This window comes from Pseudoflavitalea sp. G-6-1-2 (assembly GCF_012927185.1).
GTDB lineage: Bacteria > Bacteroidota > Bacteroidia > Chitinophagales > Chitinophagaceae > Pseudobacter.
Genome location: NZ_JABBGB010000003.1, coordinates 1,425,342 through 1,439,786 on the forward strand (window position 1 = coordinate 1,425,342; position 14,445 = coordinate 1,439,786).

Annotated in this window: 10 protein-coding genes; 2 read left to right on the forward strand and 8 right to left on the reverse strand. The window is 47.2% G+C overall.

All coding sequences use genetic code 11. The features are described 5' to 3' along the window. Positions 1–13: 13 nt before the first annotated feature. The 8 genes from HHL16_RS23115 to HHL16_RS23150 form a co-directional block, all read right to left on the reverse strand. Positions 14–1,618 carry a SusD/RagB family nutrient-binding outer membrane lipoprotein gene (locus HHL16_RS23115; RefSeq protein ID WP_169427701.1) on the reverse strand — a complete coding sequence of 535 codons (1,605 nt, stop codon included), beginning with the start codon at positions 1,616–1,618 and terminating at the stop codon, positions 14–16. A gap of 30 nt (positions 1,619–1,648) precedes the next feature. Then, positions 1,649–4,741 (reverse strand): SusC/RagA family TonB-linked outer membrane protein, encoded by a 3,093-nt coding sequence (locus HHL16_RS23120; protein ID WP_169427702.1) that lies wholly within the window; start codon positions 4,739–4,741, stop codon positions 1,649–1,651. A 44-nt stretch (positions 4,742–4,785) separates the two neighbouring features. Then, the gene (locus HHL16_RS23125) at positions 4,786–5,535 is read right to left on the reverse strand and encodes a DeoR/GlpR family DNA-binding transcription regulator (RefSeq protein WP_169427703.1); all 750 of its coding nucleotides are present in this window, start codon (positions 5,533–5,535) and stop codon (positions 4,786–4,788) included. A gap of 179 nt (positions 5,536–5,714) precedes the next feature. Further along, positions 5,715–6,173: a hypothetical protein gene (locus HHL16_RS23130; RefSeq protein ID WP_169427704.1), complete on the reverse strand. Its 459-nt coding sequence runs from the start codon at positions 6,171–6,173 to the stop codon at positions 5,715–5,717. A gap of 98 nt (positions 6,174–6,271) precedes the next feature. Next, positions 6,272–8,254 (reverse strand): OstA-like protein, encoded by a 1,983-nt coding sequence (locus HHL16_RS23135; RefSeq protein ID WP_169427705.1) that lies wholly within the window; start codon positions 8,252–8,254, stop codon positions 6,272–6,274. Position 8,255: 1 nt separating this feature from the next. Then, positions 8,256–9,248, reverse strand: coding sequence for an MlaD family protein (locus HHL16_RS23140; protein ID WP_169427706.1), 993 nt, complete (start codon positions 9,246–9,248; stop codon positions 8,256–8,258). Between the two features lie 103 nt (positions 9,249–9,351). Continuing rightward, positions 9,352–10,245: an N-acetylmuramoyl-L-alanine amidase gene (locus tag HHL16_RS23145; RefSeq protein WP_169427707.1), complete on the reverse strand. Its 894-nt coding sequence runs from the start codon at positions 10,243–10,245 to the stop codon at positions 9,352–9,354. Between the two features lie 23 nt (positions 10,246–10,268). Next, on the reverse strand, positions 10,269–11,321 hold the full coding sequence (locus tag HHL16_RS23150) for an N-acetylmuramoyl-L-alanine amidase (protein WP_169427708.1): 1,053 nt from the start codon (positions 11,319–11,321) through the stop codon (positions 10,269–10,271). Between the two features lie 141 nt (positions 11,322–11,462). Between HHL16_RS23150 and HHL16_RS23155 the strand changes: the two genes are divergently transcribed. Both HHL16_RS23155 and HHL16_RS23160 read left to right on the forward strand, forming a co-directional pair. Next, entirely contained in the window at positions 11,463–14,111 is a 2,649-nt protein-coding gene (locus HHL16_RS23155; RefSeq protein WP_240966297.1) for a putative LPS assembly protein LptD, read from the forward strand. A gap of 20 nt (positions 14,112–14,131) precedes the next feature. Further along, positions 14,132–14,428 carry a hypothetical protein gene (locus tag HHL16_RS23160; RefSeq protein WP_169427710.1) on the forward strand — a complete coding sequence of 99 codons (297 nt, stop codon included), beginning with the start codon at positions 14,132–14,134 and terminating at the stop codon, positions 14,426–14,428. Positions 14,429–14,445 lie beyond the last annotated feature (17 nt).

The window sequence follows — 14,445 nt, forward strand, 5'->3', positions numbered from 1 at the left end:
TTGTAATTACTAATCAGGGAAGATTTGACCAGGTTTCCTTTGTATTGTAGTCAACATCGAGCCCCCCCCATTTTGCCAGCTCGTCTTTATTCCATACATACTCTGAATTGTAGCGGGGTCTGAATCTGTAGCAAAGTTTTCCTTTATTTCCGCTAACAATATCTTCGGGTAAATAGGCGTACAGTTGTTTGAATACATTGATGTCGTAATGGTATTTTCTCAGGTCGGAGAAGGTTTCCATTCCTGCCCATCCCCATTGTGCAATGTATTTCTGAGTCATGATGTCAGAAATGCCGAGCTCTGCCGGTGTTTGAGCTACTTCGGAACTGAGCATGTAAGCATCGATCTCTGCTTGTGTTATCTTCTTGTCTCCATTGCCTGCAGTTCCGTACAGGTTCACGAAATCCATATGTCCCTTGATGCCATTCAGGTAAGCCTGGTGTGCATTGCCTGTTTCGCCTTTCACAAAGAGCGCTTCCGCTTTTGCAAACTGAAGTTGAGCATAAGAGAGAATAGGGTAGCGGCTGTTGGGATAATACAGATACTTGCCTACCCATGAAGTGGCATTTACTGCTCCCCATACCAATGGTACACGCTTCACAGTTGCCGGGTCTCCGAAGGTGGGCACTACACCACGGTACACACTGTCCTGAGGGCTGTAGGCCATCATGCGACTCAGTCTCGGATCCACTGAGCTCTTCGGATTTAAAGTGGGTGTTCCGCGAACACCGCCGGTAAGCATGTTCACAATAGTTGAAGTAATTCTTCCTGTGTATTGCTGTGTTGCGGTGGTTGTAATGTTCACCAGATTGGCAGGCCCGTTTGGTGAGAACACATTACCGTCAGCAGAAGAGGTTGCTGCAAATGGAACAGTAGCATCTTCTGATGAATTGGCAAAAGAAAGATCTACATACTTCACCACACTGTCTGCATACTGACTTTGGAAGAGCGATTTATTTCTCAGGTGGCTATATTGCTGTGCCAGCACAGCATACACAAACTTCCTCCATTTGGCACGGTCGCCTTTGTAAAGCTGATCACCTGATGGTCCTTTGAGGATATCATCGTAATTGATGGCATCCTGGCGGGTAAAGCAGGCGATAGAAGAATCACACCATTTGCGCACCTTGGCATACACTTCATTTTGCTCCTGATAATTGAAGAAGAGGCGGGTGGAATCCATAGCCTGATCGAGGATAATTGGACCATGCAGATCTGTAGTGAGCTGATACGCCCACGCTTTCATCGCATAGCCGATGCCGGCGTAAGTCCATTTACCTTTTGCAGTAGCATCCTGTATCATCTGCTCCATGTTAGGACCGAAGTTGATATAGGTCATTCTCCAGATGGTACCACCATTATCGTTTCCGGGTTCATAGCCATGTGCTTCCCAGAAGTTGTCCGCAGCCTGACTGCCCCAGTTCTGAATGGTTTTGAAAAGAAAACGATAGTCGTTGGCTGTTCCATTGGCCATATGAAACTGCATGGGAGGCAGCATTACTTCAGCGTTTCCGTAAGAAGGTACAGTTGGGTTGAAGTTAATATCCAACCATTTCCTGCAACTGGTGATGGTCGATGCCAGCCCAGCTGCCAGTATGATGAATTTAAGTTTTTTCATAATTCAGTTCTTTTGTAATTGCTGAATAGATTAAAGTTTCACACGCATGCCGAAGTTGATACCAATAGGGCGACCCATATTGCCAATATCAATTCCAAATCCGCCAAGTCCGCCTGTGGCAGGTGTTGTTCCATTGCTTTCAGGATCGATGCCTGAGTAGTTGGTGATCAGCAAAACATCCGTTGCGGTAACAAAGAGACTGAGATCTTTCAGCCATTTTACACGCTCTAGTGATTTTTTGGTGAAGTAGTACGAAAGTGTGATGTCCCTTACACGAAACGCATTGATATCTTTTTCAACAAACATTTCCGGTGCAATACCGTTGGTGGTGGAGGTGTAGAATGCACTGTTGTTGTACGGTGTAACTACAATGGTATTCTGGGTTGGGTTCTTGCTGTTTTCCAGTCCATCTTTCAGCACACCTTTTACAATACGTGGTGTTTCACGGTCGAGTGTTTTAGTGCTTAGGCCGGTGGTATACAGCGTATATTGTGTAGCGTTATAAACGTCTCCACCTTTTCTCAGATCAACCAGCATGGACAGGCTCCAGTTCTTGTACGAGATTTTGTTTACCAGACCTATCTGAAAATCGGGTGTTCTGTCTCCGATGTAGTAGAAATCACCGCCGGTTTTCAGAATAGGGAGACCATTTGCAGGATTGATCAGTACATCGCCGTTGTTGTTGCGTTCGAGTATCCAGCCGCCCATAGCCCCTGTGCTTCTTCCGGGGAATACCGAAGCGCGAACACCATCTTGCAGCCAGGTATCGGAGCTGTAATATTCAGGAAGTTCTTCCGCCACTTTTTTAATTACTCCTTTGTTTTTAGTGAAGTTCACGGTTACGTCCCAGGTGAAATCTTTTTTGCTGATAGGAGAACCTGTCAATTGCAGTTCAATACCATTGTTCACCAGTTCACCACCGTTGAAGATCTTAACAACATAACCCGTTCCGTAACTCAGGCGGGGGTTGATGATCTGCTTCATCGCGTGCAGTCTGTACCATGTGAAATCGAAACCCAGCCTGTTTTTGAAGAACTGCATTTCGAGGCCTGCTTCAATATTTCTGGAGTATTCAACTCTCAGCTTGTCGTTCCCGCCGTTTGTAATATTGTAAGCGAAACCACCACCGGTACTGTTTGCAGGTTCCAGAAAGGGAGCAGTTTTGTAAGATTGTCTGGGCTCTTTACCTGTATATGCATAAGAGGTCCGCAGCTTTCCTGATGAAAGCCATGAAATATTCTTAAACTGCTCCAGGTCTGTAAAGTTGAAAGCCAGACTGGCAGCAGGGTAGAAGAAGTATGGGTTATTGCTCATCAGCCGCGAAGCTGCATCCATACGTGCAGTCAGTGTCAGATATAAAAGCGACTGATAACCGAGCACTGACTGTGCAAAAACACCAAACTGTCTGAAACGCTCTACCGAGTGTTTATTTCTTTGAGTAGTGGTAAGTGTGTTGTTGATGTCATAGAAATTAGGATCATACATTTTTTCACCCAACTGTGCCGTAGTATTCAAATTGTAATCATTGAAGTTGGTTCCAATGATATAAGTATTGTTGAACTTGCCGAAGTTATGTACCGCGGTAGCTGTCAATGCACCATTGATGATCTTATTCAGTGCCTGGTAAGTTTCAATGCGGCCTCCCGTTGGTGAGGCTGATGAACCTGAGCCTTTGTAAGACTGGGCATGATATACAAGCATGCCATTGGTGGTAGAGATGTCTGCACCAATAGTACCTGCAACCGTAAGCCAGTTGGTAGGCTTTAGTGTGATGGTTCCGTTTCCAAGAAAACGGTTTACCTTGTCTTCTCCGATATTTTTGTATACATCCCAGAACGGATTGTCCGTTTCTGTGAAAATAGTACCCGTATTCAATACGCGGTTGCCATAAATATCCTGCCAGTTATTCACATCATATCTCGAAGGGAAGGTCAACAGTCCCATCAGGTATCCTCTGTCTCCTTTATTGGCTTTCTTGTTGCTGGTGTTGATATAGTTCAGCGATGTATTTACCGAGAGTATGGGATTGATGGTGGCTGTTGCAGATAAACGCGAGGAAAACCTTGTGTAGCTTGTATTCGGGATGGTACCGGTATTGTCTGAAAACTCGTTGGACCATCTATAACTGAGACCACTGTTTCCGCCTTCTATTGCCAGGTTGTGTTTCTGGCTGAAACTGGTCTGGAAGAACTGATGGATATTATCGTAGATCTGCATCCCATCGGCATACTTAGGACCAAAATACAACCTTGTATTTCCATTGTAAACGCCATTGCTTGTACCCTGACTGTACACTTGCTGTACTTCCGGGAAATTCAATTGCTTTTCAAAGCGGAATGAGTTGTTGTAAGTAACGGCACCCTGACCAGCTTTTGCTTTTTTGGTAGTGATAACGATGGCGCCCGAAGCTCCCATATTGCCATACAAAGCAGTGGCTTCAGGTCCTTTCAGGATAGTATATTTCTCAATGTCGGCAGGATTAATGTCGATAAAGCGGTTGGAAAAATCCTGGTCCCTGTTGTTACGGTTTCCGGCAAGTGTTCCGCCATTCATGATTGAGTTGTCGATAGGTAATCCATCGATTACTATCAGTGGCGTATTATCCTGATCGAGTGAAACGATACCACGAAGGATAACCTGTGATGATGCACCCGGATTACCTGTAGTGGAGTTCACCGTAAGACCCGGAACGCGGCCCATCAGACCATTCACGAAGCTTTCGCGCTGCGTTTGTGCTACCTCATCACCTGCAACTACCGGAGTGGAGTAACCGAGACTCTTCTTGTTACGGTTAATGCCGTGAGCCGTAACGATTACTTCTCCCAGTTGTTTGTCGGTAGACAGGAGCTGCACATTCAGCACTTCATTTTTTACCGGAATGGATTGTGATGAAAACCCTACAAACGTAAAAGTGAGTACCTGACCGGCTTGTGCCGAGATCGCGTAGTACCCTTTTTCGTTTGTAAATGTTGATTTTTTGGTGCTTTCGTTGTACACCGTAACTCCCTGAAGCGGAGAGTTATCTGCGCCGGAGACGGTTCCTTTGACCGTTTTTTCCTGCGCGAATAGGGAGCCGAGCGACAATAGCATTGCTATCGCCACCAGCCGGAGCTTTTTACTCATAAGCGGGTGATGTTTGACGTTAAAGTATCAGAGATGTATGCAGTCTATAAAACTTCTATTCCAGCGTCTTTGTATGGTTTTAGCAGAGGATCATCGGGTGGTAATTCGGTAATCAGTGTATGGATCTTACTGATGTCATCGATATGGATCGGCTGCAGCGAATTGATCTTCTCAGCAATGGTAAGGCATACCACTTTCTGCGCAGATTCTATCATCGCCTTCTTCAGTGTAACAACATCCCAGTCGTTATCTGTTATTCCGTTTTTGATATCGATGGCATTGATGCCAAGGAAACAGAGGTCGGCACGGATCCTTTTGATCTGAGCAATCGCTTCTGCACCCACTGTGATCTTGGAGTTCTTGTTCACCTTGTCTCCAATCAGTATCACTTCGATGCTCGGATGATGCATGTACTCCAGCACTACAGGTATGCTCCCCGAAATGAACGTGGCCTTCAGCTGAGGTGGCAACGCTCTTGCCAGCTCGATGATGGTGGTTCCTCCGGTGGTAAGCACAAACATGCCATCTTCTATCAGCGATGCCGCTTTCTGTGCTATTATTTTCTTGTTGTCGAGAGAGTAAACGTTGTTGGAAGGATAATAAACCTGGCTGAACGAATGGGAGAGGGCCCCGCCATGCACTTTTATGATCTTGCCTTCATCCGCCAGTTCCTGCAAATCTCTGCGGATGGTGTCTTCAGATACACTGATCTCTGTACTCAATGAAGAGGACAGCACTTTGTTGTGGAGATTAACCTGGTGTAAAATATACGCCTGTCTTTCCTTTTTAAGCATATCGTTAGCTGGGTTACGCGGTAAAATAAAGTAAATTCCTGCATAAAACCGCACGAAATGTTAAAATTATGGATTAAACGCGCATTTATTTTTTATCTACCGCAGGTACTTGCAGGTTTCTAAAAAGTCAGGCCGTGTTTTTGCCAGTTCGGTTGCAGTTTATTGCAGAAACAAGATACTTATTTCAACGTAAACCGCACAGTCAATGCAAAGGCATCCGGTACAAAATTGATGGAAGGGATGATGTCCAGCTCAGGTTTCCAGTCTGCCGATACCGCTATCGGTGCGCTGGGAAATGTATATTCGATGCCGAGTATGCCGGTTGGACCAAAATAAGTGTTCTTATCCTGCCAGCCCACATAGGCGCCACCTCCATAGAACCATCGAAGTCCTGGTGTGGAGAAATTCTGATGAAGCTCCAGCAATGCGCCCATTCCAAACCTCGATCCGAAACTCACCATGCCTTCCACGGAACTCCTTTCCGTTACATTGTATTTTCCGGTTACCGAACTGTTGAGTGTAGGAGTGGAGTTGCTCAGGCGAAGACCCAGCCCGAACCGATAATCCTGCGCATGGCTCTGCATGCCCGTTAGAATGATGGCTACCGTGAGAAGCAGCGCTACCGTTACCCTTTGCATATTTTTGTTTTATCTGGGGAAACGAAAATAGTGCCAGTGTACAGATAACTGCCCTGTTAAAATTGGTGCAACGAAAAGTGAAAAAAAGGTGAATGCAATCAATTGCCGAATAGCTCGAACTTGGTTTTCGGTCTGCGTGCATCGCGCCATTTGAAATTGCGCAATCTGCGTTCCTGCTCGGATGCCTGATTAACGGGGATCATGGAACCTTTGGGCTCGCTGATCACCACCACTTTATCCAGCTCCTTGTTCACAAAACGAAGATCGATGATATCGCCATACACATTGTTGATGGCCACCAGCGCACTGTCTTCGTCCTTCACATAATAGATGCTCTCTGCATTGCCTTTTGAGCGCATGTAGTCGAGATTGCCATCCGTGAATACGCCTGTGAGACGGTTGCCTTTGAGCTGGTTGTACATATCCGGACCCGTCTTGTTCACCGCCAGTGCATTCTCCCAAACAAAAAGCCTTTCGGGCTTTTTGTTCTTCGTGTGCATATAAATGGTATCGCCGGTGAGTTGATTATCGCCCGACCATACGATGGGATCGGTAAATAAACGGAAGATGGAATCCTTTCCGGAATAGAAGAGGCTGTCGGAGACTGCCTGCAGCGAATCGGAGAATATGCGTACATGGTGATATGCCATGAAAAAGCGATCAGCGCTGTCGTTGGTCTTAGTGGTATCCCTAATGATCACCGGATTTCTGCCCCGGTTATTTGCCGGAGCACCCGCCGGAGACTTTGGAGGAGCAGGCTTCGCCACAACTGGTTTTGCGGGTGCAGTTGGTACTTTTGCGAGGTCTACCGGTATGCGTGCCGTTGAATCGATTATCTGTTTTGTACTGTCTGTTAGCCGTTTGATATCACTCACCGGGGGCGCTGCCTGCCGTGCCGTATCAAGCAGCATATTCCGCAGTTTGGCATCTCCACGATCTTTCAGCGCGCTTAACTGCGAAGGAACCAGCAGGCTGTCGCGCTCTGTTCCTTTACGGTTGTTGATGGCTGTGAGCTCCGTAGAATCGGTGATTTTTTTGGCCAGCTTTGCTGCTTCAGCTACCGCCAGACTGTCCCTGCGGGCATTCACGGCTGCAATGGAATCGAGCTGCTGCTGCAGTTTGCTCATGCGTCCGGAAAAGAGGGTGTCGGCTGCAATGTAGAGGGAATCTGCATCCTGCTTGATGATCATCAGCGGCTGCTGCGTGGCAAAGAAAGTGCCGTCGTGACTGCGTGCTTCGATGAAGTTGGCAAGTATGCTCACTCCCTGTGCAGAATCGATGTACACGGCATTTCCCCGAAGGGTATTGATGCCCGTTGCATCGTCGCGGTCGATCTGATTGGCCACAATGCGGGTTCTCGCTTTTGCATCGGTGATGATGGGGCGGCTTCCGAAATTGGCTTTCTTATTCTTTACATCGTAATTGCCTTCACGCGTTTGAATGGTGCGGCCCGATGTATCGGTAATTACTGTCTTTGTTATAAAGGTAGAGATCTCCGTCTCGGTATTATAGAGCAGCGAATCTGTTTTCAGCGTATAGGCAGGGTCTTTCAGAAATACATTCCGTTTGAAATATACGTCTTTCATCTCTCCGTAATAAGTGCCTTCTTCGCTGGTGAGCACGGTCTTGCCGTTTTCAACACGGCCTCCATGGTAGTAGTCGCCGATCTTCTCATTGGCATCGTAGCGAAGCTCTTCGGTATGGAGTGTGATCTTTCCGTCGGTGAGCTTTACCTTCTTTTTGAGATTGGCAATGCGGCTGTCTACATAATACAGCAGGTACTGACTGTAGGTATGCACACTGTCGGCATCGTTGATATGTACATTGCCGAATGCTTCTACCTGACGGGCTGTTTTATTGTATATGGCGCTATCGCAGTAAAAAGTGGTGTTGTTCTGTTTCAGGATCACTTTGCCCACCATTATCTGAAACTCGGTTACGGAATCCTTTCTTTCGAAACGGAATTTTTCCGAGTTGATCCATTGCACAACCTTCCCGCTGGTATCGGCAGGTACATTCTGTGAAAAGCTGTTGAAGCAGATAAGCAGGCCCGCAATCAGCAGTGCTGAGATTTGCTTCATCTTATTGCTGTGCTTTGGTAGCCGTTGAGTCATAGATTGGTGCCTTGAGCGGCCCGGATTTATCTTTTCTTCCGAACACTGAGATGTTCACGTAGCGTTTGGGGTGTACGCGAAAATCGTCCAGCAAAGTAGTTAAACTCCTGTTGGTCTGTAAAAGCTCATCGTACAATTTGCGATCATTTAACAGCAGCCCCATGGTGTTGTCTTTGGTGGTGGTTTTGGCTATTGCTGCATTCAGCTTGCTGGTTACTCCTTCGAGATTATCGATGGCTTCTTTGATCTTCGCGTTGGCGATATTGTTAGATGTTTTCTGCAGATTGTCTACAGTGGCAGTGATCTTCTCATTGCTCTTTGCGAGATTGCCTGTTACCGATTCAACATTCACCAGAGATTTTGCCAGCATGCCGGTTTGCGCATTCAGCAATTGCTCCAGCGATTTGGTAGAGCGGGTGAGGCTGGCAATGATGCTCGCGAGATTGTTCTTTGTATTGGGATCGAGCAGACTGTTCAGATTTCTTACCAGAGAATCCACCGAGTGCAAAGTAACGGTTGCGCTGGCGAGGGCAGGGTCGAGGCTGGCCTGCAGCTTATCGGTGAGCCCTTTGGTTCTTTGCGTGGTGAGTGTTCCGCCATCCGGCACCATCTCCTTGCTGTCGCCCAGTGTGATCTTGGCGGTAGTGGAAGATCCGAGCAGATCGGTGGCCAGGCTGGCAAATGAGTTATTGGGAATATTCACATCCTTGGTAAGGGTCATGGCCACTTTGATACCGGTGAGGTTCTTGTCGGTTTCCTCGATCTCGGTAACTTTCCCTACCTGCAGGCCATTGATCATAACCGGGTTGGAGATCATCAGTCCGTCCACAGATGGAAATACGGCATATATGGTATGCTTGGCAACAAAGTCTTTTCCCTTCAGGAAGTTATATCCCAGGATCAGTATGGCTATCGCTATTGCTGTAATCGAACCTACCTTGGTCTCATTAGAAATTTTCATGAAAATGATTTTTAGCGCTATCTCCTTTCAAATCAGGAAGCAAGATGCAATATTTTATATGCCGCAGCAAAAATAAAACAATTGGGGGAAGATGCGGGCGGCATCATTTCGGTTCCGTGCTTTGTTTATACCGTTTAACGGCCTGGAATATCTGCCGGGCAAGCTCTTCCTGCCCCTTTGCATTGTTGAGATAATCCTCATCTTTTCTATTGGAGATGAAGCCGGTTTCTACCAGTATGCTGGGCATGGCGGTTGCCTGCAATATCCAGATGCCTTCGTTATTGCGTTGTTTTACTCCCCGGCTGCTTCTTCCTCCTTTCGTAAATTCGTCTTCCACCAGCGTGGCCAGGCGCAGACTTTTGTCGAAAAACTTTTTGGTCCAGAGCAGACTCTTGATCTTGAACTCCGGATCGTGGATATTGGGGGTGTATTCTCCCTTCTCCGCTTCTTCGGAAATGCGTTCTCCTACGAAATCTCCTTTTTCGTCGTCCCGGTCTGCCGCCCAGATATAAGTTTCGGTACCATGGGCCGGATTAGGGGATGTATAAATCTTGTACCGGGGTACTATGCGGGTCTTCTTCTTCCTTTTCTTTCCCTTGCCCACGTAATACACTTCTTTTTTAGTGCCGATCTTTTTCTTTGTAACCGAAGGAGGAGCGGAGTTGGCATGGATGGAAATATACAGGTCGCCTTTGTTGTTGTTGGCCATGGTGGCCCTGTAACGGTTATCTACATATACATCGCTGGTGCGTGTGTACACCACTCTTACTCCGGGTATCTGATCGAGCATTTTACCCAGCTTCAATGCGATAGCCAGACAGACTTTCTTTTCTGTTGAATATTTTCCACGGGCGCCGATGGCTTTGCCGCCATGACCCGCATCCACAATAATGGTTTTGAGTGTTGGTTTCTGAGGAGGCGCGGGCGCATTTACAAATGAGGTGATAGCTGTGAGAGCAATGCAGAGGCTCAGTGTGCAAATGGCTTTTTTGATCATGCTGTTTCGCTTCGGTTCAGAATTTATTTTCGGTTGGCTCCCGGAATCTGCTGCCCGGTCTGCTGTGTTTCCCGGGCGCTGGACGATGAGTCTGGTTGCTGTTCTGCCGGATGATGACTCTTTCCTTCGAGCAATGCTTTGTATCGGATGAGGGATTGCAGCACACTGTTCACAATCTCTTCCTGACCCTTTTCACTCATGATGTATTGCTCCTCTTCGGTATGCGTTACAAAACCGGTTTCTACCAGCACACTGGGCATTCCGGTTGCCTGCAGCACCCAGATCCCTTTTTCGTTGCGCTGTTTAACGCCACGGCTTACACGACCGCTCTTCACAAATTCTTCTTCGATCATCGTTGCCAGCTGGAGGCTCTTGGCGAAATATTTTTTCTCATACAACTGAGCACGGATGCGGGCTTCAGGAGAATTCAGGTCGAGTACGTTGGCGCTGTCCTCTACATTCTCGCCACCTTCTCCGCCTTCTTCCTGCTTCTGATTGATGGCATCACCTTTATATCCTACACGGTCGGCCGCCCAGATAAAGGTTTCGGTTCCGTGCTGCCAGTTCTTTACCCAATATGTTTCGTAGATGGGTTCTCTCACCACCTTCTTTTTCTTCTTTTTTCCTTTGCCAACCAATATGGTTTTGTTCTTATGACCCACCACACGTTTGGCATACCAGCCACCGGGTTTCAATCCGGCTGCATTGCAGTGGATGCTCACAAACAGATCGCCTCTGGCTTCATTGGCCATCGATGCCCGGTAACGAAGGCTCTGCTGCACATTGGTGCCACCACCCGCCAGCACATCGGTGGTGCGGGTGTAGATCACTTTCACATCCGGCATCGCTTTTTCTATGGCCTTGCCCAGTTTCATCGACACTGAAAGTGCAATCGCTGCCTCGGTTGAATTCTGACCTCTCGCTCCCGGATCAACGCCACCATGACCGGCATCGATAATAATGGTGCTCAGTGCGGGCTTCTGCGGTTCGGTATGTTCGGGGCCTTTTTTAGTAAAGGCTGCCAGGGCTATCAGCGAACAAATAAACAGACTCACTTTTAATAAGCTCTTGGTCATTGCTGGTACAATTTATCAGGAAACGAAACCTTCACAACATCTTAATGCTTTAATAGTTATTTTTGCCACCACTGCATTATGACTAACGGACGCAAAAATAGCTTAAAACAGGGTTCAGCGTGGATTTTATTCGTATCACTTTTGCTAATAACGTCCAATGTACGCGCGAATTACGAAACAGATTATCTTTTTTACAATTCATTAACTGCTTTTCAGGATACGAGCAAGCTCCCCAAAAAGGATACGATCCCTGTAAAGAAGGATAGTGCAGCATTGAAAAGAGATACCTCAGTCGTAAAAACCGACACCTTCTCCATAAAGATGAGTAAGGATTCTCTGGATGCCCCCGTGCATTACCAGGCTTCCGATTCTATGGTGCTCGATGTAAAAACCAAGCGCATCATCCTCTTCAGCAAAGCCAGCGTGAAGCAGAAAGATATGGAGCTCACTGCCGACAGCATCGAGATGGATCAGCCATCCCATATTGTTACCGCCGTATTCCGGCGCGATACTTCCGGCAAAATGATCGGCCGCCCGAAAATGGTACAGGCCGACTCCAAAATGGAAGCCGATGTGATCCGATACAACTTCGAAACCCAGCGGGGCCTCACCCAGTCTACCATCACCACCCAGGGTGAAATGATTGTTCAGGTGGAGAAGATGAAAAAGATCAACGAAAATGAGTACTACGGTCTCCGGGCACAACTTACTACCTGTAATCTCGATACACCGCACTTTGCCTTTCGGGTAAAAAAACTAAAACTGGTTAATAAAAAACTGGCCGTGAGCGGACCCGTTCACCCCGAATTCGAAGGGGTGCCCGTGCCCATCTACCTGCCATTCGGCTTTTTTCCCATCTCTCAGGGGCGGCATTCCGGATTGCTCCCGCCAACGTTTACAGCGAGTGAACAGTTTGGTCTGGGACTCGAAGGACTGGGCTACTACCATGTAATCAACGATAAGTTCGATGTAAGAGTACTCACCAATATCTACTCCTACGGAGGATGGACCGTTAACGTGTCGCCCACCTACCGTAAGCGTTACCGTTATAATGGTGGTATGAGTTTCAGCATGACCAATACCCGCATTCTCAGCAATACGGGTAAACAGGAATTCACCACCACAAGGGCCTTCAACATCAACTGGAACCATACCATGGACAACCGCGCAAGGCCCGGAACTTCATTCACTGCCAGTGTGAACGCAGGTTCTACCAAATACAACCAGCTGGTGACCAACAACCCCACGCTCAACTACAACAATCAGATGAGCTCTTCGATCACGTATCAGAAGAACTGGGACAATAAATACAACCTCACGCTCAGCGCCAACCATAACCAGAACAACGTTACACAGCTGATCAATATGAGCCTGCCGACGGCAGCATTCACGGTAAATACATTCTATCCTTTCCAGTCGAAAGATTTTGTGGGAGGAACCAATACCAAATGGTATCAGAAACTCGGTCTTGGTCTCAATACCAACTTTGCCAACCAGATCAGTGTATACGAAAAGGACTTCAATATGTCGAAGATCCTCGATACACTGCAGTGGGGCGCACAGCACAGCATTCCCATTCAGCTGGCATTGCCGCCGCTGGGGCCTGTTACCATTGCTCCGGGTATCAGCTATCGCGAGAACTGGTACAGCCGAAAGTTGAGAAAAGGATTTGTTGCTGAACATAACAAAGTAGATACATTAACCAACTCAACTGGTTTCTTTCAGTCGCGCGAAGTAAGTTTCAGCCTTGGTTTCAATACTGCCATCTTTGGTATGTTCAATAAGTTCGGAAAGAACAGCAAGGTCACTGCCATCAGACACGTGATACGCCCGAACGTATCATTGAGCTACAAACCCGATCTGGCCAAGAAAGATTGGTACGATGCTGTAATCGACAGCACAGGAAGAAAACAGCGCTTCTCTTATTCGGAAGGAAGCATCTACGGAGCTTTCGGCGAAGGGGTGTTCGGTGGTTTGAGCTTTGGTATCGACAATAACCTCGAGATCAAAGTGCGCTCCAAAAAAGATACCGCCAACGGCGGCATCAAAAAAGTGCGCATCCTCGATGGTTTCGGTTTCAACAGTAACTACAACCTGGTAGCCGACTCGTTCAGACTGGGTAACTTCAACCTGTATGCGCGAAGCACCCTTTTTGAAAAGATCAATATCTCTGCCAGCGCTACCCTCGATCCGTATAAAGTAGACGAAAACGGATACCGTACCAAAGAATATATGTGGTCTGGTGGCGGCGGATTCAAACCCGGTCGCATCACCAACGGAACGGTATCGGTATCTACCTCATTCCAGAGCAAACCCAAAGACGAGAAGAAAGCAAAAGAGGCGGAAGAAGCAGCCAAAAACAGCGGACTGCCACCACTTACCATGGAAGAGCAGCAGGCGCAGTTGCAATATGCACGCCAGAACCCTGCGGAGTTTGCCGATTTCAATATTCCCTGGTCTTTGAACATCAACTTCTCCTATAGTTTCTCCCGGCATTTCCGTTCGGATTACAAAGGGTGGGAAACCACTACCAATGCGAGTCTGGGCCTCAATGGAGACTTTAACCTCACGCCACGCTGGAAACTTGGCGGCAACACATTCTACGACATCAAGGCAAAGAGCATTCAACAGCTCACCATGTCGCTGTCGAGAGAAATGCACTGCTGGCAGTTGTCCATCAACGTTACACCAGTGGGAGTGTACCGGTCGTTCAACATCACCATCAACCCGAAAAGTGGATTGCTGCGCGATCTGAAAATTAACAGAACAAGATTCTTCTACGGCAACTAGTGGAGCAAAAAATTGCGACTATGTCAGATAAGTCTTCGGTTTCTTACAGACCGGCACGTTTGCCACTCGATGAAGCAATCCTTCATGTGAGAGAAAATGCTGCAAAGCAGCATATTCCCATTGGGGATAATGATATAGCGCAGGCGCTTGGTATTTCTTCTGAAGAATTCCGGCAATATGTTGCAGACAATACTATGCCTGATGCCCTGTTTGGTAAGTTTGAAAAGCACTTCAGTGCATTCTATACTTTACTTATTGCTGTATCTGTTCAAAATGAAGAAATCCCTGATCCTTTTGATGAGGAAGAAGCAGAATAGCAGCCAGATGTTTTCCA